The 20,904-nt window shown below is 60.3% G+C and carries 15 protein-coding genes, 1 tRNA gene and 1 riboswitch; of the genes, 11 read left to right on the top strand and 5 right to left on the bottom strand.

Annotated elements, in window-relative coordinates:
• Positions 1–26 precede the first annotated feature (26 nt).
• Positions 27–239: riboswitch (cobalamin riboswitch) on the bottom strand.
• Between the two features lie 267 nt (positions 240–506).
• Positions 507–582, top strand: a tRNA-Asn gene (locus DCO57_RS02310).
• A 217-nt stretch (positions 583–799) separates the two neighbouring features.
• Here the strand turns inward: DCO57_RS02310 and DCO57_RS02305 are convergent.
• Positions 800–3,562 (bottom strand): AAA family ATPase, encoded by a 2,763-nt coding sequence (locus DCO57_RS02305; RefSeq protein ID WP_116697201.1) that lies wholly within the window; start codon positions 3,560–3,562, stop codon positions 800–802.
• Between the two features lie 284 nt (positions 3,563–3,846).
• On the opposite strand from DCO57_RS02305, the gene DCO57_RS02300 reads away from it, so the two are divergent.
• From DCO57_RS02300 to galE, 5 genes are all read left to right on the top strand, one after another.
• The gene (locus DCO57_RS02300; RefSeq protein ID WP_205756053.1) at positions 3,847–5,049 is read left to right on the top strand and encodes a serine hydrolase domain-containing protein; all 1,203 of its coding nucleotides are present in this window, start codon (positions 3,847–3,849) and stop codon (positions 5,047–5,049) included.
• A 110-nt stretch (positions 5,050–5,159) separates the two neighbouring features.
• Positions 5,160–6,797 (top strand): ShlB/FhaC/HecB family hemolysin secretion/activation protein, encoded by a 1,638-nt coding sequence (locus DCO57_RS02295; protein WP_133192616.1) that lies wholly within the window; start codon positions 5,160–5,162, stop codon positions 6,795–6,797.
• Positions 6,798–6,891: 94 nt separating this feature from the next.
• Positions 6,892–8,448, top strand: coding sequence for a serine hydrolase (locus DCO57_RS02290; protein WP_116697358.1), 1,557 nt, complete (start codon positions 6,892–6,894; stop codon positions 8,446–8,448).
• 308 nt (positions 8,449–8,756) lie between these two features.
• Positions 8,757–9,104 carry an SMR family transporter gene (locus tag DCO57_RS02285; protein WP_116697199.1) on the top strand — a complete coding sequence of 116 codons (348 nt, stop codon included), beginning with the start codon at positions 8,757–8,759 and terminating at the stop codon, positions 9,102–9,104.
• Positions 9,105–9,226: 122 nt separating this feature from the next.
• Positions 9,227–10,258, top strand: coding sequence for a UDP-glucose 4-epimerase GalE (gene galE, locus DCO57_RS02280; protein WP_116697198.1), 1,032 nt, complete (start codon positions 9,227–9,229; stop codon positions 10,256–10,258).
• A gap of 54 nt (positions 10,259–10,312) precedes the next feature.
• On the opposite strand, the gene nagA is transcribed toward galE, so the two are convergent.
• Genes nagA through DCO57_RS02265 form a run of 3 tightly spaced genes read right to left on the bottom strand, consistent with a single transcriptional unit; the run spans position 10,313 to position 13,264 of the window.
• Complete coding sequence (gene nagA, locus DCO57_RS02275; RefSeq protein WP_116697197.1) at positions 10,313–11,461, bottom strand: N-acetylglucosamine-6-phosphate deacetylase; 1,149 nt, start codon at positions 11,459–11,461, stop codon at positions 10,313–10,315.
• On the bottom strand, positions 11,458–12,498 hold the full coding sequence (locus DCO57_RS02270; protein ID WP_116697357.1) for an SIS domain-containing protein: 1,041 nt from the start codon (positions 12,496–12,498) through the stop codon (positions 11,458–11,460). The genes nagA and DCO57_RS02270 overlap by 4 nt, the downstream gene beginning before the upstream one ends.
• A 4-nt stretch (positions 12,499–12,502) precedes the next feature.
• Complete coding sequence (locus DCO57_RS02265; protein ID WP_116697196.1) at positions 12,503–13,264, bottom strand: GntR family transcriptional regulator; 762 nt, start codon at positions 13,262–13,264, stop codon at positions 12,503–12,505.
• A gap of 293 nt (positions 13,265–13,557) precedes the next feature.
• Between DCO57_RS02265 and DCO57_RS02260 the strand changes: the two genes are divergently transcribed.
• On the top strand, positions 13,558–14,469 hold the full coding sequence (locus tag DCO57_RS02260) for an ROK family protein (protein WP_116697195.1): 912 nt from the start codon (positions 13,558–13,560) through the stop codon (positions 14,467–14,469).
• 272 nt (positions 14,470–14,741) lie between these two features.
• Here DCO57_RS02260 and DCO57_RS02250 read toward each other — a convergent pair whose 3' ends face one another.
• Positions 14,742–15,809 carry an alanine racemase gene (locus DCO57_RS02250; RefSeq protein WP_165814605.1) on the bottom strand — a complete coding sequence of 356 codons (1,068 nt, stop codon included), beginning with the start codon at positions 15,807–15,809 and terminating at the stop codon, positions 14,742–14,744.
• Between the two features lie 947 nt (positions 15,810–16,756).
• Between DCO57_RS02250 and DCO57_RS02245 the strand changes: the two genes are divergently transcribed.
• The 4 genes from DCO57_RS02245 to DCO57_RS02230 all read left to right on the top strand — a co-directional run bounded on the left by DCO57_RS02245 (position 16,757) and on the right by DCO57_RS02230 (position 20,903).
• Positions 16,757–17,254: a hypothetical protein gene (locus DCO57_RS02245; protein WP_208977742.1), complete on the top strand. Its 498-nt coding sequence runs from the start codon at positions 16,757–16,759 to the stop codon at positions 17,252–17,254.
• A gap of 259 nt (positions 17,255–17,513) precedes the next feature.
• Positions 17,514–18,812: an FAD-dependent oxidoreductase gene (locus DCO57_RS02240; RefSeq protein WP_116697355.1), complete on the top strand. Its 1,299-nt coding sequence runs from the start codon at positions 17,514–17,516 to the stop codon at positions 18,810–18,812.
• Positions 18,809–19,654 carry a DUF1365 domain-containing protein gene (locus DCO57_RS02235; protein WP_116697193.1) on the top strand — a complete coding sequence of 282 codons (846 nt, stop codon included), beginning with the start codon at positions 18,809–18,811 and terminating at the stop codon, positions 19,652–19,654. The genes DCO57_RS02240 and DCO57_RS02235 overlap by 4 nt, the downstream gene beginning before the upstream one ends.
• Positions 19,655–19,673: 19 nt before the next feature.
• Positions 19,674–20,903 (top strand): cyclopropane-fatty-acyl-phospholipid synthase family protein, encoded by a 1,230-nt coding sequence (locus DCO57_RS02230; RefSeq protein WP_116697192.1) that lies wholly within the window; start codon positions 19,674–19,676, stop codon positions 20,901–20,903.
• The last annotated feature ends 1 nt before the right edge of the window (position 20,904 follow it).

Below are 20,904 nucleotides of genomic sequence, written 5' to 3'. Positions count from 1 at the left end.
TCCCCGCCGTCCGCCCGACAGCGCCACTGGGTTGCTTCGATGACGGCCGGTCTCCTGGCTTGCGGCTCACCGCGCCCCGCACCCCTTCCCGGCCGATCCGGCCAGTGGTCATCGTGCAGACGCTCACCGCTCACAGTTGCGGGGGCAGCTCCGGATTGTGGCCGATTGACCCGTACCGGATTCCCGTTTCATCCGGATCGGGCAAAGCCCTTTCCGGAACCGTCACAGCCTTCCTAGCCACATATTGAGCCGGAAACAAGCAGGCGACAGACTTCCCGGCGTTTTTCTCGCCGAACCGGCGGCGTTTCCCGGTTTCGGAACCCACCGGTTTCCCGCCCTGTTCAAGATGCTTAGCGGTATGAAAAATATACCGTTTTCCACATGCCGGATAAAAAAGTGAGGGTGGGATGAAAAAAACATCGCCGGGGGCTTGGCAAAGGGATCACGCCTTTGATATACGCATCTCCATCGACGGGACAGGCCTTGGCCGAGCCCGTACGTGGTGATCCCCAGTAGCTCAGTTGGTAGAGCAAGCGACTGTTAATCGCTGGGTCGCTGGTTCGAGTCCGGCCTGGGGAGCCATCACCACCTTTCAAGCGTGATGATAGAAGAACAGCTTCTATCGGGTTTCAACGCTTCAGACTTTCCCTCTTCCTGTCACCTGCCATAGCCCGCCCTCACGTCTCCAATGTCTGGAACTGTCGTTGGGTGCTCCTCCGCCGGACCGCATGCGGAGGTGCGTCCGGGAGTTTTTCCGTGTCTGCTTTCCGCAGGCCAGAAACCTTGCCGCGCTGCAGGGTCAGCTGTTCGACGTGGCATTCAGCCGCTCCAGGTCCCGGAGCGCACGTCTTTCGAAAATCGTGGCTTTCTGTTTCCGGGCCAGGGCGATTGCGCGCCTCAAGGCCAGGGGGGCATTTTTCGGTCGACCGGTCTGCAGCGAAAGAGAAGCCCACAATCGGCAGATCTCCGGCTCGTACCAGCGTTCTCCTGTCTGCCTTGTCAGATGCAGCGCCGCCCCCAGTGCCGAAAGGCCTTCGCCAGGGTCGCCGCAACGGCCCGCGGTTTCGGCAAAGAGCGCCAGCCCGAAGGGGCGAGTCAACTTGACGTCCATGGCCACATAGTCGTCCAGACCTTCACGCAGCAACCTTAGCCCGGCCGGGTCGCCGAGTGCGACATTCGCCCAGCCGGCAAGCATCCTGCCGTAAGGAAGCCAGTACGGAATGGCGGCGGTTTCGCAGATCTCGGTCAGTGCAACGGCCCTTTCCAGGACCCGTTCCGGTTCGCCGCGCTCGCGGGCAATCAACGCGCCCGCCCAAAGCATCTGCGCCTGACCGAAGGGCTGTTCATGCGCGATCGCCAACTGCATGCCTTCGGAAAAATGCTTTTCGGCCATCTCGTCCTGATCGAGGATCTGCAGGACACAGGCAGCATATTGCCGGCAAACGATGCCCGGATCCTCTCCGAACAAGATCGATGCTTCGGCAAACTGTTGCGCATCATAGGCGTCGCACACCGCTTCGATGTGCGGAAGGCAGGCTGCGGGATCGCCACTGAAGAAACTTGCCTGACCGACCGCATTATGCGTGACCAGTTCATAAAGCGGCGGGACCTTCCCTCCAAGGGCATTCAGCCCTTGCGACAATTCATTGGCGGCGGCCAGGTTGGCCTTGGAAACATGATGGTTCCACAATCCTGCGAGCGCAGGCACGATCGATGTCGCGTCGTCCGTCTGGCGCGCCAGCGCGGCGGCTCGTTCACAGACATCTCTCAGTTCCGGCGCGGAAAAACTCTCTCCGACAATCAGCGCCGCACCAAGGCCAAGGAGCGTCCGGCATTCCGCCGAACGCAACTCGAGATCGGGCGGGCATCCGGCATGCAGTTCCAGCGCCTGCCGGAACTGTTCCTTCGCATCGCTGACGGCACCGCGTTTCAGCGCGGAATGACCTGCCAGCCCGCGATAGATCGCGGCGCGCCGGCGGTCGGCGCCGCGCTCGAAATGATCCGCCATAACGGGAACCAGATCCACAGCCTGTCGACCAAACGCGCGTTCCAGACGGCTGCCGACCCGTTCATGAAGCCCCTGGCGGTTGGCCGCAGGAATGGCGTCGTACAGCGCCTCCTGATAAAGCACATGCCGAAAGACATATCGCGTAGCCTGCGTTCCGTCCGGCCAGGTCGCCGTCCCTGCGCGTTCAATGAACCGCCTCACGGCCGCAAGGCGATCCAGCCCCATTTCGATTCTTTCAAGCTCCGGCCGGCTGTCACTCAACATGGCTGCGGAGAAACGCAATCCCGCGACACTCGCAGCCTCGAGGATCTGGCGCTCGTCCGGTTTCAACCTGGCGATTTCGCCGTCGATGAAATCCCGGGCGCCCGCAGTGATTGCCGAAAGCAGCTCTTCAACGGATCCGTCAAATTTCCAGCGTTCGCCGGCCTGTTTCACGACCCCTTTGCTGAGCCATTGCTCCACAACCGCATCGACCAGAATCGCGTGACCTTCGGTTCTGCGCGCCAGTTCGGCGTCGAGCCCCTTCGGCAACCTGCTTCCGGGGAAGCGCCGATCCAGATATTCGCCCACGGCCGGCTGATCCAGCCCGCCCAATGTCATCATGGAGAAGCCTTCCGTGCGCTTGAGATAGTGTAGCGTCGCTTCCAGATCACCGGACCTGTCCATCTCATCGAAGCGGTAGGTCCCCACGACCAATACCCTGCCCGGACCGCGGCGCCGGGCCCAGGACAGAAGCCATGCCAGAGTGCTCTGGTCTGCCCAATGCAGATCCTCCAGCACGATCACGCCGGGATGTCGTTGCGAAAACTGCTCAAGGAAAGCCGTGAATTCCCGAAGCATGGTGTCAGGCGTCGCTTCAGCAAGATCCGCAGACAATGATGCCGGCGCCTTGTTTGGTCGTGGCTGAGGAAGGAGATATCCAAAGGAAGGTGCAACATCCGCCAGCACCTGCCGGACCAGCCCCTCTTCAGGCCCCTGGATGAGCTGGGCGACGACTTCGACCAGCGGACCGTAGGGTTCCCTAGCCCCCGGATGGGGAATGCACTGTCCCTGAACCGACCATGTTGGCGCGGCACGGGGCAGCGCGGCGACAAAGGCGTCCACAAGCGTTGACTTGCCCGCACCCGTTTCTCCGGCAACAAGCATGACAGGCCGCTTTCCACCGCGCGCGGAGGCCGCACTTTCCGCAAGTCTCTCCAGTTCTGTCGTCCGCCCGACGCAAAGGGGCCCCCTGGGCGCCTCCCCCAGTCCGGAATTGAGCAGGCGGATCCTGCCGGCGAGACGGTACCCCTGCCTGCCGACCGTTTCGATAAACTCCGACGTCTCGGCGCTGTCACCGAGAAGGCGTCTCAATTCGCGAATGCACTGTTTCGGCCCCGTCTCGCGGCCGTACCGCTGCCCCCAGACGGCATTCCTGAGTTCGCTCTGGCTGACGACCTCTCCGGCTCTCTCATGAAGTTCAACCAGTACGGCCAGGGTCTTGGGACGCAGACGCACCGGCACGCCGTCCCGAACCAGTTCTCCGCGAGCAATATCCAGTTCAACTTTCGGCACAGAGATGCAAATTCCGATGTTCGAGCGAAGCGAAGGGCATCGCCCTTACTTCAATTCCTATTGACTGACAAATTACTTATACCAAATTTGCACCGTTTCCGACTTTGTTTGCTCTCTCGATTTGACTAGACAAATTTGCCAAGGGATTCGCCAGGAACGACTGGCCTCGCCCTTTCGCGTTTCCCGGTGTCCGCAAAGTCGTCCAAGGAGCACATCAATTGTCTGCATCCGTCTCCCCCGCTCGTCCAAAGCGGCGAACCCTGTTCCTGTTGGCGCTCCTGCTGATGACTGCAGGCAGCATGGAAGCCGCCTCTGCTGCCCAGACATGCGTGCACAATGTCGAACGCGCCCTGTCGGCGCCGGCCTCTGACGCGGCGAATACGCAAGCTCTTTCCGAGGAAATCGCGTCAAAGCTCGACGCTGCGGTGACAGCAGCGCTGCCTCAGTCTGCCGCGCCAGGCGTCATTGTCGGCGTTCGCACACCGGAAGGCGCCTGGAAGAAGGGTTTCGGCATCGCAGATCCCGAGACGGGCGCCCCGATGGAGCCGGGCATGCATACGCGCATCGGTTCGGTCACCAAGACCTTTACGGGCACCATCATTCTGAAACTCGCTGAAGACGGCCGGCTGTCACTGGATGACACGATTGCCGAATATGTCCCCGGAATTCCGAACGGCGAGAAAATCACGCTCCGCCATCTGGCGAACATGACGAGCGGCATCGCAAGTTACACGGCTTCGGAGAAGTTTGTGGAGCTATACCTTACGGAGCCGGGCGTCGCATTTCCCCCGGAGACTCTGGTGCAATATGCCGTCGAGATTTCACCAATCTTCGAACCCGGTTCGCAATACGACTACTCCAACACCAACACGATTCTGCTGGGAATGGTCATCGAGAAGGTTACCGGTCAGCCCGTCGAGACCGCGCTGCGTACGATGATCTTCGAACCGCTTGATCTTGAAAATACCTTCTGGCCTGGCAAACAGACCGAGATCCCCTCTCCTTATGCCCATGGAATCACCCTGCAAAGCTATGCGGCGACGCCCGAGGCCCCGCTCAACGCCACGAACTGGAACCCGGCATCGCTCTGGGCTGCCGGCGAGATCATTTCCGACATCGACGATCTGCTGACCTATGGCCGGGCTCTTGGAACCGGTCAGGGGCTTCTGAAAGCGGCTTCGCAGGAAGAGCGGCTGCGCTCCTTCCAGGGACCGGAAGCGTATGGTCTCGCCCTGCGTTGCACAGGAGAATGGGTCGGACATACCGGGGAAGTGCCCGGATACACCACGGTCGTTTACTACAATACGCAAACCGACACGACAGTGGTCATACAGACCAACAGCGACATTCCCTCGGGCGATTGCGGCAGTGCGGACGTTCTGCCCTCAAATCCGAAAGGCATCTCGTGTTCCCTTCCCGCCATGCGGATCTTCAACGCCGTCGCGCCCCTTCTTGGTGGCACTGCCCTCCCGAAAACTGAGCAATAGAGTCGGAGCTGTCCGTGAAACACCAAGCGAGTGCGCCCGCCCGTTCCGTGACCGTAACAAGGACATCCTCCGTCCTATCTCTCCCGGCATTGAAGCTTCGGTCTGCAGCATTGCTGTTCTGGCCGGTCCTCGCCACCGCCGTCTCCTTGACGCCCGCATCGGCCCAGACGATTGAGCAGATAGAACGGGCGGTCGCCGGGCAGTCGGTCATCATCGAGCGCTTCACCCCGCCCGCACGACCGGGAGAGATTGACATCAGGGTTGAGGATCAGCGCAAGCGCATTCCTGACGGCAAGGCACAGGATGTCCGCTTCAGGCTGCGTTCGATACAGGTGGACGGCGTCCATTCCATCCCTACGGGCCCGCTGACCGCGATCTGGAACGACCAGATCGGAAACGACATCAGCCTTGCCGATGTCTACAGGTTCGCCGACGCGGTGGAGCAGGCGTATCTGAAGGCCGGATTTTTCTCCAAGGCCGTTGTCCCGGTTCAGAACTTCGCCACAGGCGAGATCACCATCCGGGTATACGAGGGCTATATCGAGACGGTCGAGATCACCAGCTCCATCCCGCGCATCCATGAACGTCTCGCGCCCTATATCGAGCGGATGACCTCGATGCGCCCCATCCGGATCAAGGAAGCGGAACGCATCCTCCTGCTGATGAGCGATCTGGGCGGTTTGCAGATCGAGGGCACGCTCGTGCGGCCGGAGGCGGCAACGGGTGGCGGCACGCTCAAGCTCACCGTCGATTTCAATCGCTACAACGCCGGGGTCGGTGTCGACAATCTCGGCTCGGACGAAGTCGGACCGCTTGAACTTTCCGGACATGTGGCCATCAACGACATATTCGGCCTTTTCGAGACCACAAGCCTCGTCGGCGTCACCATTCCCGACGCTCCGCAGGAGATGGTGCTTCTCCAGGCTGCGCAAAGCATTCCGATCGGCTTTCATGGATTGTCCGCCGGTTATGACGTCACATACATAACCCAGAAGCCCGGAGGAGACCTGAAACCACAGGACATCGATATCCAGACCGTCATCGGTTCCGCGCATCTCCAATATCCGTTCCTGCGCACCATCAATGCGAGCCTCTACGGTAAAATGGAGGTCAATCTGCGCAATGACCGCATCGATGTGATGGGCATGCGTGCGAGCCGCGAACAGACCCGCTGGCTGACAATGTCCCTGAAATATGACCGGGACCTGGGACCGACTTCGATTTCAGCAGGCGCCGAGTTCGGACAGAGCCTCAATCATGATGACGAACAGCAAGGCGTGCCCGACAATTACCGTTTCGGCCGTTTCGATTTCGACATCACGCACAGCCTCGGCTCCCTTGCACGGATCAAACTTCAAACCACCGGCCAGTATTCCTCGACACCACTGCCCGGCGCGGTCCGTTTCGCACTCGGCGGCGATCCCTATGGCTGGGCATTCGATGGTGGCAGTATCTCCGGAGACAGCGGCGTGGCATCGGCCCTGCAGGTCAGTCACGACTTCGAAACCGGCTGGTCCGCGCTTCCCGGTCTGACGCTTACCGCATTCGCGGATTATGGCGTTGTCTGGAATGAAAATGAGGCCGCCGACTATTCCCGTGACGCTCTCGGATCGGCCGGGATCGGCGTCAGTGGCATGGTTGCCGAACGCGTCAACTTTCAGGTGCTCACCGCAACCCCGTGGCAACGGCCGGACAATGCGGAAGATCCCGGAACGCGTGTGTTCTTCCGAATGGGGCTGGCTCTCTAGCCATTTGGAAAACAAGAGCCGGTCGAAATGCCGCCGGTGTCATTCCGCGGTTCGCCGCGATTCAGAAGCATGATTGCTGATCGAGAGGTTTCACATGTCATCCCACAAGCTTACCCGCCGCCGTTTCCTGGCCACCGCCTCTCTCGCAGCCTTGCCTGTGCCGGTCCTGGCGCAGGACTTGCCGCCATCGAGAACTGCAGGAACCGAGGTCCCGGCCGGACAGATCGCGAAAGCCATCAGAGCGCTCGATGGCATCGTGGAAGACATAAAATCCCGCACCGGTGTGCCGGGCATCTCCGTTGCCGTGGTTCATCAGGGCGAGACCGTCTATGCCAAAGGCTTTGGGGATCGCGGGGGCGAAGGCGATCAGACGATCGACGCCGATACCGTTTTCCAGCTGGCCTCGCTGTCCAAGTCGGTGAGTTCGACAGTGGTCGCAAGACAGGTGTCGCGCGATGTGGTGTCATGGGACAGCCGGATGCGGGATCTGTTGCCCTGGTTCAACCTTTCGGATCCGGCAATCACCGATCTGCTGACAATCGGCGATCTCTTCAGTCATCGCTCCGGTCTGCCCGGCCATGCCGGGGATGATCTTGAGGATCTCGGTTTCGATCGTCAGACGATCCTCGAGCGGCTGAGCCTGCAGCCGCTGTCTGCCTTCCGCACCAGTTATGCCTATACGAATTTCGGTCTTACTGCCGGGGCCGAAGCGGTTGCCACCGCTTCGGGCGCCGAGTGGGCAGACCTGTCCGAAGAGGCCATTTTCCAGCCTCTCGGCATGACCAGGACGAGCGCCCGCTTCGATGACTATATCGCACGAGACAACCGCGCTGTTCCGCATGCAAGAAGCGGTGACGGCTTCGAGGAACTGTATCAGCGCCAGCCTGATGCACAGGCACCTGCCGGTGGTGTCAGCTCCTCGGCAAACGACATGGCCAAATGGATGAAGATGGTGCTGGCCGACGGGGCGGATCTCATTTCCCCGCAGGCGCTGCAACCGGCAATCAGCCCCCAGAGCTTTTCCCACCCCCCGCATTTCCCGGACGAGCGAGGCGGTTTCTACGGTTATGGTTTCAATGTGGGCACGGATCCGACAGGGCGGATTATCCTCAGCCATTCCGGTGCATTCGTCCTCGGGGCGGCAACCTACTTCGCGCTGGTGCCCTCGCTCGATATCGGGATCGTGGTCCTGACAAACGCCGCTCCTGTCGGCGCTGCCGAATCCATCGGCATCTCCTTCACCGACATGGTGCAGGTCGGCCAAATTACCCGTGACTGGCTCTCCGGCTACGAACGCCTGTTCCAGGCCTTCTATGAACCGGTCGGCGTCACTGCCGGCGAAGCTTTCCCGAACGCCGCAGCCCCGGCTCCCGAAGCCAGCTATTGCATCGGCCGGTATGGGCACCCCTATTTCGGAACGATCGAGGTTCAAGAAGAAGGTGGAGGCCTTGTTCTGCTTGCGGGACCTGCTCCCATGAAGCTGCCGCTGCTTCCCTGGGACGGGTCGACAATGGTTTTCGATTTCACCAATGAAAACGCCGTGAAGGGCTCGCGTTCGATGGCCACATTCTCAGGCCCATCCGGGCAAGCAGACACTCTGGAGATCGAGCTTTTCGTGCTGAACGGACCGGCCAGGTTCAAGCGATACTAGATCGATACCAGGGCACCTCCGGCATCAGCCACACACGAGCGCTCGTGTGTGGCTGATGTGCGAAACCGACCTTTGTCCGAAGACATGCTGAAGAGACATCCGATCCGAACCTGGTTCGAATCGCAGCGATTTCTCTTTCCCGAAACCTACAGGGCCGCTTTTCCAACTGCTGCGTTTCTCTGACGCGACGGTCGGTTAAATCATGGATGTCATTGCGTATTTTACCGTTTGAAATTACCGTCGCGTGAGTCACGATCCGATTTTCCGTTCCGGGTGTTCTGCCTCCGGTCCAGTCTGAAGAGCCTCCCATGCCATCTGCTCCCGTCACGACCTACCTGCTGCTGTGCGGTGCCATCGTTGCGGAGGTGATTGCGACCTCGGCGCTGGCGAGAACCGAGAATTTCACGCGGCTGATCCCCTCGGTGATCACCGTTCTCGGCTACGCCCTGTCCTTCTGGCTGCTGTCCTATCCGATCCGGGTTCTGCCGACCGGCATCGTCTATGCAATCTGGTCCGGCACGGGTGTCGTGCTCATTACCCTCGTCGCCTGGCTGGTCTTCCATCAGAAGCTCGATCTGCCGGCAATTTTCGGACTGGGGCTGATCATTGCCGGTGTTATCGTCATCAATGTCTTTTCGAAATCGGTCGGACATTAGACCGATCGGGTATTACCGGTTACGCCTGTTGACATGCCGGACGCCCTTCACGAGGGAGATGGAAAGACTGGGCCGTTTCGGGTAGACCGGCCCGAGAGCCCGTTCGACACACTGGGGGATGCATGAGCGTACTCATTACCGGCGGCGCCGGCTACATCGGCTCGCATTGTTGCGTCGCCTTTCTGCAGGCAGGTCACGACATCGTTGTTCTGGACAATCTGTCCAACTCCAACAGTGTCAGTCTTGACCGGATCGCCGCGATCACCGGCCGGAAAGTCGCCTACGAACAGGCCGACATCCGGGACCAGACGCGGCTGGAAGAAATCCTGAAGCAGTATCGCTGCAACGCCGTGGTGCATTTCGCCGGTCTGAAGGCCGTGGGGGAATCCGCGAAGATGCCCCTCGCCTATTACGACAACAACGTGGTCGGTACCCACCGCCTTCTGTCGGCCATGGCCGCATGTGGGGTGAAACAGATGATCTTCTCGTCCTCGGCCACCGTTTACGGCGAACCGCAGTTCCTGCCGCTGACGGAGGATCACCCGACGGGACCGGTCAACCCTTACGGGCGCACCAAGCTGGTCATCGAGGACATGCTGCGTGACCTCGCCGCCAGCGACAGTTCCTGGCGCTTCGGTATCATGCGGTATTTCAATCCGGTCGGCGCCCATGACAGCGGCCTGATCGGCGAGGATCCACTCGGCATTCCCAACAACCTGATGCCGTTCATTGCTCAGGTCGCCAACGGTCGCCGTGAACGGCTTTCGGTGTTCGGCAACGACTATGACACCAGGGATGGAACCGGCGTGCGCGACTATATCCACGTCACCGATCTGGTCGAAGGCCATCTGCGCGCCCATGAAGTGCTGGCGTCCGGCGCCGCGCCATCCAACTGCTTTGCCGTCAATCTGGGGACGGGAAACGGCTACAGCGTCCTGGAAATGGTGCGCGCGTTCGAGCGCGCCTCCAACAGGGAAATCCGCTACGAATTCGCAGCGCGCCGCGAAGGGGATGTGGCGGAATGCTATGCTGACACGGGGCTGGCGGAAAAACTGCTCGACTGGAAGGCCGGACGCGATCTGGACAACATGTGCAGGGACACTTGGCACTGGGTCTGCAAGAATCCGCGCGGATATGTCACCGACGCCAATTAGCGGAACGACAGCCGAAGATCCCGGACCGGCCCCTGTTCCCGAGGATTTCCCGATTTATCGAACAGGCTTGCCTGACAGCCAGACACCCTCCACCGCCAGTGCGGCATTCAGGTGCACGAAGTCGGCCGCATGGCCCTGCCTCAACCTGCCGAGGGGACGCCCCAGGACATCCGCCGGTCCGCTTGTGGCCATCGCCAGCGCGGTATCCAGACCGATATCGAGTTTCTCCGTCAGATATTTCAGCGCGGAGGGGAGATCAATATCGGCCCCGGCGAGCGTGCCGTCTTCCAGGGTCAGCATGCCGTTCCCGCGGTAGATCTCACGTCCCCCGAGCCTGAAGGAGGTGACGTCGGTCCCCGTTGGCGACATGGCATCGGTGATCAGAAAGATCCGACCAGGCCCGGTCTTGGCTTTCAGGGCGATCCTCATCGCGACCGGGTCGACATGAATGCCATCGGCGATCATTCCGACACTGAAGGCGCCCAGATCCAGCGCGGCGCCAACGAGGCCCGGTTCCCGGTGACGCAGGGGGCTCATGGCGTTGAAGAGATGGGTGATGCAGGTGGCCCCCGCCTCCGCAGCTTCCCGGCACTGGACGTAGGAGGCGTCGCTGTGACCGAGGCTGACGTGAATGCCCGCCCCCGCCAGCCTGGCAATCTGCTCGCGGTCTACCGTTTCGGGAGCAATTGTGATCATCAGGCTCGGCAAATGCCGAGCCGCTGCCAGATAAAGCGCGATATCATCGTCCGTCATGACGCGGATCAGGCCCGCATCGTGGGCGCCCTTGCGGCCAGCGAACAGGTGTGGCCCCTCCAGGTGGAGCCCGTGGAATCCTGGAACGCGGTCGGTCCAGGCCTTCATCGCAAGTTCGATCACCCGGGCGGTGGCTTCCGGCGTGTCTGTGATCAGTGTCGGCGTCAGCGCTGTCGTACCGAGGCGAACATGGGCGGCACAAATGGTCGCGATGTCCTCCACGCTCTCAACGTCCCCCAGCATCAGCCCGCCGCCACCGTTGACCTGCAGGTCGACCAGCCCGGGAGACAGAATGCCGCGGGCCAGGTCGACGACGGCAAATCCGGCAGGAATGTTAGGGCCCGGGCAGACGCCGGCCATGAGTCCGTCCTGCACCAGAAGAGCACCATCGTGGTGCATCGTCTCGCCGTCGAACACCCTGCTGCAGCGGTAGGCGGTCGCTCCGGTCATACGGTCTGGGTGACCTTGTTCAGGTGTTTCGGGACATCCGGATCAAATCCCCGGCGGCGGGCGAACCATTCGATGAACGCATAGAAGGAGACAATCTGGACAAGCGCATCGGTCAGAGGATGATCAGTTGCCGCGAAGGGCAGCCGGGACGCCTTTTGCACCTTGTCCGTTGTCGCAAAGACCGCACCACCCTGTGCCGCCATTCGATCGGCCGTGGCAGCAAGCCCTTCCTCTGCCGCATCCCGCACACCGAGGGCCAGGATAGGATAGCCGTTTTCGACAATGGACACGGGACCATGCATGACTTCTGCCGAGGAATAGGCCTCCGCATGAATCTGGCAGGTTTCCTTGAATTTCAGGGCAGCTTCATGGGCAATCGCCAATCCGGGACCACGGCCGATCACATAAAGGGAGCCGCGTTCCTCGACCGGCTCGGCAAGCGCCCGCCAGTCCACGTCGATGGCTCCCGCGAACTGGTCCGGCAACCTGGCCATGGCCTTCAGAAGATCCTCGTCTCCACCGATTTCCGCAAGCAGCAGCAGACCGGCAACGATGGAATTCACGAAGGTCTTGGTCGCGGCGACGCTGCGTTCCGGACCTGCGCAGATATCGACGGCGGCCCCGGACAGCCTGGCAAGCGCACTATCGGCCGTGTTCGTCAATCCGACGGTGAAGGCGCCCTGTCCGGATGCGCTTTCGACCGCGGACAGGATGTCGGGGCTGGCGCCGGACTGTGAGATTGCAATGACCAGAGCCCGGTCCAGCCGGACACGACCGCCATAGACAGACGAGACGGAAGGGCCCAGCGATGCCATCGCCAGCCCCAGATAGATCTCGGAAGCGTATTTCAGAAATGTAGCGGCATGATCGGACGAACCGCGCGCGACACTGGCCAGAAACACCGGAGCGCCGGCTCCCGCGGCAATCTGCCTGATGCGCGGATGCCCTTCGGCCAGCAACCGGCGCACAGCTGCCGGAATTTCCTCGATTTCCCGGCGCATATGCGTCGCGGAGCCCGCAGTTCTGAAGTCGTTCATCAAGTCAATCTTCCGAAATTTGGAGTTCGGCGATGAAGTCATAGGCATCGCCGCGATACACGGATCGGGTGAATTCAACAACCTGTCCGGAGGCAAGATAGGATACCCGCTCGATCTCGAGGCCGGCCTCTCCGGCAGGAACGCCGAGCATTTCGGCGTCGACCGGCATGAGGTTGCGCGCCGAAATACGCTGAATGGCGCGCACGGGCTGGTTTCCGGAGGCACGCAGGACCGCGTAGAGCGACGTGGTGACCCGTTCCGGATCCGGAAGGACGCTTTCCGACAGCGATGCGCGCTCGACCGCCATGGGCATGCCGTCCGCATTGCGCAAACGGTCCACACGGGCGACCCTTTGACCGGATGTGAGGCCGAGGGTGAAAATCTCCTGCGGCGAGGCTGGAAAGAGACCCCGGCGAAGCCATTCGCTGGTCGCAGTCAGGCCCCGGCGCTCCATATCCTCACTGAAGGACGTGAGGCTGGACAGACGCTGCTCGACCTTGCGTATACCGGGAGCCACAAAGGAACCGCTGCCACGTTTCTGCACGACAACCTTGTCATTGACCAGACCGGAGACCGCCTTGCGGACGGTAACGCGCGACAGACTGGTGGTCGCCGCGATTTCACGCTCGGACGGCAACGGTTCGTTTTCCTTGAGCACCCCTTCGTCAATGGCCCGCTGAATGCAGCTTCGAAGCTGCAAATAGCGGGGCCCGCCGGACTTGGCCAGCCAGTCGCGCTTTTCCAGCATCGAAATGAACTCGGTCATGAAACAGGCCACCCTGGGGAGACAAAAACAATACCTTTCTAACACCAATCTAAGCTTTATCGAATCCGAAGATCAAGTGACAAAAGACAGGACGCCTCCCGCCAGGCCCGGACAAAACGAAATTTCCGCCCGTATTCATCCTGATTTCTGCGAAACGGCCAGATCACAGACTCGGAGCTCCTCAAGCGAAATCGACATATCAAATTTTCAGGTTTACTCGCCTCCAACCTGGTTACATATTGGTATTATCCGCCAAGGCAGTCACATAACATCCGGAGGCGTTTGCGCAAGCGATGATCACCTGTTTCGATATCGGCGGCTCCTTTATCCGGCATGGCGCCCTTCAGGAGAATGGAAGCGTTGCCGAATCCGGCCGTGTTGCCACGCCTGGAGACGACTGGAACGCCTTCGTCGCGGCAATCTCGGCCTGCACGGAAGACAGCCACTCACCCATTTCGATCTCTCTGGCAGGTGCATTCGACGAACGGACCGGCTTCGCGGAGGTCGCCAATATTCCCTGCCTGGACAAACGACCCGTCCTCGAAGATCTGCAGACCGCGCTCGACCGGCCTGTGCTGATTATCAATGACGCCAACGCCTTCGCGCTTGCCGAGGCCACAGCCGGAACCGGCCGTGGCAAGGCCGTCGTGTTCGGCATTATTCTCGGCTCCGGTGTGGGAGGCGGACTGGTGATCGACGGAAAATTGGTCAAGGGGTTCGGCGGCATTGCAGGAGAATGGGGACACGGCCCCGTGGTGGACCCGACGGCCGGCGGACAATTGCAGGGACTTGAGCATTATCCCTGCGGCTGCGGCCAGACCGGCTGCATCGATGCCGCCTGTTCCGCACGCGGCATGGAACGCATTCATCTTTCACTCCATCGCAGGGCTGTATCCAGCACGGAGATCACCAGTGCCTGGCACGCGAACGACCCGGCAGCAACGGCAACCGTGGAGGCCTGGGCGACCCTGCTCTCAAGAGCCCTGTCGGTTCTGGTCAACACGCTCGGTCCCGATGTCATCCCGGTCAGCGGAGGCCTTGCAAACGACGGTGCGCTGCTTGACCTGATCGACAGAAAAAGCCGGGCACTCGTTCTGGCAGATTACGGCGGCCCTCTGGTGACCAAGGGCCGCTTCGCCGACAACGGCGGCCTGCAGGGCGCGGGCATCGCCGCGCGCCTGGCCTTTACGGAGACAGGCGCATGAGGTGAATTCCGTGGCTGGTTTGCGTGGACAGCATTGAGGGGGCCCGGAAGGCAGTGGAAAACGGCGCTGACCGGATCGATCTGGTCTGACCGACCAGGCATGTGCGCTCGCCTGGACACTGAGACGTCAAGGGCCGCAGTTCCCCGCATCCGGATCATCAACGCCTGACTGACCGCCGTAGTGTGTCAACGGATTGAACCCGTGTAACGTCGCCGGATAGCATGGATACGCTCCCCCTGACGCCTGTTCGCCGAGAGAGACGCGAAAGCTGCTCAGACGACCTTCCCCCGAGCCGCGACAGTTTCCATCCTCGTGACCACGCCATTGCGGTGAAAGACGAGTTTGTCGAAGAGGTTGGAGACCACACATGTGTGGTTGGGAATGATGCGCACCCGCTCGCCAATCTGCGGTCTGGCCACCGAACCGCTCAGGTCCACCACGGCATGTTCCTCGCTCAAGGAGACGATCGACGCGTCCGGATAGTCCACCATGAGACCGTGATCGGTGAAGCCGAGCAGATCCGATGTGAGCGCCTTGGAGCCGGCATCCAGAATGGCGCGTGTTTCCGTCGGACAGGAGGCAACAGTGGCGATCACATGCATTGCGCAATCATCAACATCACACATGCCGGCGCGCATCATGGCGCGGTCGTTGAAGATATAGGTACCGGCGCGGTGTTCCGTGGCGCTCGCCACCAGCGCGGAATCGAACAGGCTCGGCGATCCACCATGGGAGACAACGGGACACGCCAGACCCGCCTGATTGAGCATTTCGACCGCCTCGGCAAAAAAAGTTTCCACCCCGGCTTCGGAGGCCGGTTTGGGATAGGTCAGCAGACCATGAAAGACCAGACCGGCACAGGCATCGATGCTATTGGCGAGATGCAGCGCATCGGCCGGGGTCTGAACGCCGTTCCGGCCACCGCCGGTGTCACATTCGACCAGCACCTTCAGGGGCCGGTCCGCCTGAAAGCCGGCCGCAAGCGCTTCCACGACAACAGCGTTGTCGGCGACAACCTGAAGATCCACCCTGGCGTTCAGCGCCTTGAGCCGCTCCAGCCGCGCTGCGCCCAGCATGTTGAAGGTGATCAGAATGTCCGTGAACCCGGCATCGGCGAACACTTCCGCCTCGCTGATCTTCTGGCAATTGATGCCTTTCGCGCCCGCCGCCTGCTGCAGGGCGGCAAGGGCCGGTATCTTGTGCGTCTTGATATGCGGGCGGAAATTCCGGCCTATCCTGTCAAAATAGTCCTGCGCGACCCTGATGTTGTTTGCCATGACCGTTTCGTCGATCACCGCGACCGGCGTCATCAGATCATGGATGGAAAGTCCGACGGTCATTGATCACTCTCCCGGAGGAACGGCGGGTACAGGAGACATGCGGTGCGAAACAGGCCGGATGTCCCGTGGTGCTTTTCATAGGGTATTTTCCGCAAGTCCGACGGATAGGTACGTCCCGGCGAACAATACAGGATCAGCGGGCTCAGCCGCACGCATAACCGGTAACAATGCCCGGTCGATTTCACCACCGGAATTTTCCGCTGTCCCCGGACCTTCGGCCTCCTGCCAATTTTGTCGGGATGGCACTCCCCGGTGACGCTTTTTGTTTCAGTCAGGAATTCCCGCACTCGCCAAAGCGCTCGGCCCCTCTCCTGTCCGTCCGTTCCAGACGGTCGTCGACCGGACGCCGGCAGCGAGGCCTTCCCCATGGATCGCCATGACAGATTGAAAAACTGGCAAATTCCTGTACAATGGGGCTTCCTGACGCAATGAAGAGTCTTCCGTCTCTCGTGATGGAACGGATACTTCGTCGGGATTTTTCTGATTATTTTGAAACTTTATTCGCCGTCGGACATTAGTATACCAAGTCACAATCAATAATTGACGCCAAACAACACTGACAGTTTTGACAGGCCATAAAATTCACTTTGAAGTGAAATGTCTTGAATATTGGCGCCGAAACAACAGTTATTAACAAAAGGTAACTGAAAACGTTCCAAACTGTGATTAGAATTACACCTGGAACGCAGATTGTGGTGTGATAATGGCCAAATCGTGACAGGGCACCTGAGTGCGTTTCACGACATAACGACACGATAACGGTCAAATCTGCAAAAAGAGTCCAAAGGACCAATAACAAACGCCGATTGTGGTGAAGACAGTTGTATTAGCCCTGGGAGGCGAACATGCAACGGAATAGAAGAACTGGAATATTTGCGCTTGGTCTCATCCTCGCCTTCGCGGCGGGAAGCGCAGTCGCGGCCCCTCTTCCTCAGGAAACGATCACGTTGCCTGAGGACCAGCTTGCCGTCACGGTGGCCTCGGCCACGCAGGACCAGAGCGATCCGCTTGAAAGCGAACTCACGATCTGGGTTGGCGAGATCGAACTGGAAGGCAGAAAAGCCGTCTGGGTCGAACTGATCGATTCCTATGGTGAGGTCATTTACGACTCCGAGGTGAGCACCAACGAGACCCATCTGCTTCCGGACGGCCGCGCGGTCGTCGTGCGGGCGATGGATCCGGACATGGTCGTCGCCGGCAAGGATGAATCGCGCCTGGCAACGGAAGCGACCCTGACGGTCACCCGGCGGGTGATCAATGACGGAACAGCCGCCACGACCGTCGAATTGATCGAAACGCAGGACGAAGCCGACAAACGCGGCCCCATGCTGCAGGCAGCCGATTTCGGCCAGTCAGTCTGGGACCGGATCGTGTCCTTCTTCGACACGGCAAGATCGCGGGTTCAGGTCGCCTGGAACTGGATCGTCGGCACGCTGCAGGCCTGATCCCTCCACGCAGGGAAGTAGGCGGCTTGCCACGGCTCGCGATCAGTGACGTTCTCAGCCTCGCGCAGACAGGCATGCCTGCGCGAGACCGGTGCCGTACTTCAGGTGCGTCGCCCTCCTGCGACGGAATTTTATTGCATATTCATCCAACTACGTGATCCGCCTTGTTCCCGGCGCCGTAAGCCTCCAGACAACAGACAGGAACAAGTTCACCGCCGGGCGTCCCTGGGACCTGACCGGGGAGACCAAAGGATCGAATATGCGGATTGCCGTCATCGGCTCCGGAATTTCCGGAAACAGCGCAGCTTGGGCACTCAGCCAGACTCATGAAGTGGTCCTCTACGAAAAGCGGTTGAGGTCAGGCGGGCACAGCGCGACGGCCGACATCGACCATGACGGAACGAAGCTCTCCGTAGACACCGGGTTCATTGTCTATAACGAGCGCAACTATCCGAATTTCACCGCCCTTCTCGATCATCTGGGTGTCGCGAGCGAGACCAGCGACATGAGTTTCGCCCTTTCGGCCGACAACGGGATGCTGGAATGGTCCGGGCACAGCTTGAACGGGGTATTCGCGCAACGCAGGAATCTCGTGTCACCGCGTTTCCTGCGCATGCTCTGCGACATCCTGCGCTTCAACAAGCGCTCCGTGGAACATCTGAGAACAGGAGCGCTGCGCGGGCAGACCCTTGGCGGCTACCTGGACAGCCACGGCTATTCGCAAGGCTTCATAAACGACTACCTGCTGGCCATGGGCGCCGCCATCTGGTCCACTCCCCTAAGCGAAATGCACGCCTATCCGGCGGAGAGTTTCGTCGCCTTCTTCGAAAACCACCGCCTGCTGTCCTTTGAAAGGCCTCTGTGGCGAACCGTGTCCGGCGGCAGCCGAACCTATGTGGACCGGTTGCTGGCACCTCTCAGGGGCAAGATCAGGCTCGGCACACAGGTTGTCGGAATCGAACGCCGGAATGGCAAGGTCACAGTCACCGACACTTCGGGCAACATCGATGTTTTCGATCACATCATCCTTGCCGGCCACACAGACCAGAACCTGGCCATGCTGACCGACCCGAGCGCAGAGGAACGGGACATTCTGGGAGCGATCCGCTATCGCCCGAACGAAGTCTATCTGCATCGGGACGAGGATCTCATGCCGAGAAACAAGCGGGTCTGGGCGTCCTGGAATTACATGTCGGACAGGGATGCGGGCGAGACCCGGGATGTCACGGTCAGCTACTGGATGAACCGGCTGCAGAACATTGATCCCGCGAAGCCGGTCTTTGTCACCCTCAACCCCTTCAAGGCACCGCGCGAGGACAGGACCTTCGCAAGATATGTCTACGATCATCCCCAGTTCGACGCTGCCGCGCTCTCCGCCCAGAAGCGCCTGACCGACATTCAGGGTGTCGGCAACACCTGGTTCTGCGGCGCCTGGACCGGAAACGGTTTTCACGAAGATGGCCTCCGCTCGGGATTGGCAGTCGCCAGGGCTCTGGGTGCGCAGGTGCCCTGGGAACTGCCGGTATCGGACAACTGCTTTCTGGATGCCGCCGAATGAAGAAGGCATTCCGGTCAAACCGGCTGAGTGATAACGGCCCCCTGCCCGCCTGCGCCGCAGCGCTCTACTCCGGCGAGATCATGCATGCCCGCATGAAGCCGAAGGAACACCGCTTCACCTATTCGGTCTTTTCGCTCCTCCTCGATCTGGACCGTCTAGACGAAGCGCGGAGATCAAGCCGGCTTTTTTCGGTCAACCGCTTCAATCTTCTCTCATTTCACGAGAAGGACCACGGGCCGAGGGACGGCTCCGGTCTCAGGACTCATATCGAAGACCTGCTGGGTAGACAGGGGCTTGCGAAGCCCGACCGCATCCTTCTTCTCGCCTATCCGCGGGTACTTGGCTACGGTTTCAACCCGCTCAGCGTCTATTACGCCTATGGTGCCGACGGGCAATTGAGCGCGCTCGTCTATGAGGTACGCAACACGTTCGGTGGCATGCACACCTACGCGCTGCCGCTCGAACCGGGCCAGTTGAGCGATGCCGGCGTGCGCCAGGAGCAGCGGAAGGCATTCCATGTCTCGCCCTTTATCGACATGGATCAGAAGTACCACTTCCGCATGCTTCCCCCCGGCGACGCGGTCCGGGTGCGCATTCTTGAAAAGGACCCTGAGGGCCCGTTACTGTCCGCGACGTTTTCGGGAGTAAAGCTTCCTTTCACTAGCAGGTACATCCTGCGTGAATGCTTGCGCATTCCCTTCCTGACCTTCAAGGTGATGTTTGCCATTCACTGGGAAGCCGTTAAACTCTGGCGCAAACATATACCATTTCATTCCGCCCCCGCACCGGATCAGGGGGACCACAAAGATACCCGCCACACGTCGCTGGCATCAAAGAGCTGATATTTCAAGAGGTTCTGTCATGAATCAACTGATTGTCCTGACCCCAGACAATTTCAGAGACACCTTGAGGGGAACATCGCGCCTCGTCCGTATGGCCGCCGGTCTTGCGCTCAAGATACGGTACGGTTCGCTGGAAATCACCTTTCCGGACGGCAGGACATTCCTCATAAAGGGAACCGAAGAAGGCCCGCACGGTGTCGCGAAAATCCATGACTGGCGCTTTTTCCGCATGGTGGTTCAGTCGGGAGATGTCGGTGTCGGCGAGGCCTTCATGTCCGGGTACTGGTCCTCACCGGATGTGACCACCTTTCTGGAAGTCTTCTGCATCAATCAGGAGACGATGCTGGAGGCGCTGCAGGGCCGTCCGCTCACACGCATCCTTCTGTCCGTGCGCCACTGGCTGAACAGCAATACGAAACGCGGCTCAAGGCGAAACATTTCCGCCCATTACGATCTCGGCAACGCCTTCTACAAGGAGTGGCTCGACCCGTCGATGACCTATTCCTCGGCGATCTACAGCAACGAGACCAACAATCTGCAGCAGGCCCAGGCGGAAAAATACGCTTCCCTGGTCCGCCATACCGGCATCGAACCCGGGCACACGGTTCTGGAAATCGGTTGCGGCTGGGGTGGCTTTGCAGAACATGTCGCCAAGACGGTCGGCGCGCAAGTGCGTGCCCTGACCATCTCCAGGGAACAGTTCGACTATGCCAGAGAACGGATCTTCAAGGCCGGCCTCAACGACAAGGTTGAGGTCGTCTTTCAGGACTACCGCGACGAAAAGGGCACCTTCGACCGGATCGCGTCTATCGAGATGTTCGAGGCAGTGGGTGAAAAATACTGGCCGACCTATTTCGGCCAGTTGTCCCGATGCCTGAAACCCGGCGGCAAGGCCGGTCTCCAGATCATTACCATTCAGGACAGAATGTTCGACGACTACCGTCGGGGGACCGATTTCATTCAGCGCTACATCTTTCCCGGCGGCATGTTGCCACCGCCCGGAAGGCTTGCAGACATCAGTAAGTCGCTTGGCCTGAATCTGACGGAGCAGACCATATTCGGCCAGGACTATGCCCGCACGCTTGCCGAATGGCGGCAGAGCTTCCGAGAGGCCTGGCCGCGGATCCGGCCGCTTGGCTTTGACGACAAGTTCAAGCGGCTCTGGGAGTTCTATCTCCACTATTGCGAGGCCGGTTTCCGGGCGGGCAACATCGACGTTCGCCAGATGGTCTACGAAAAACCGCTCTGAG

Origin of the sequence: Labrenzia sp. 011, assembly GCF_003075075.1 — a bacterium.
Lineage (GTDB): Bacteria > Pseudomonadota > Alphaproteobacteria > Rhizobiales > Stappiaceae > Roseibium.
Note: the sequence above shows the minus strand (reverse complement) of the source record. Positions and strands in the feature narration are given on the sequence as shown.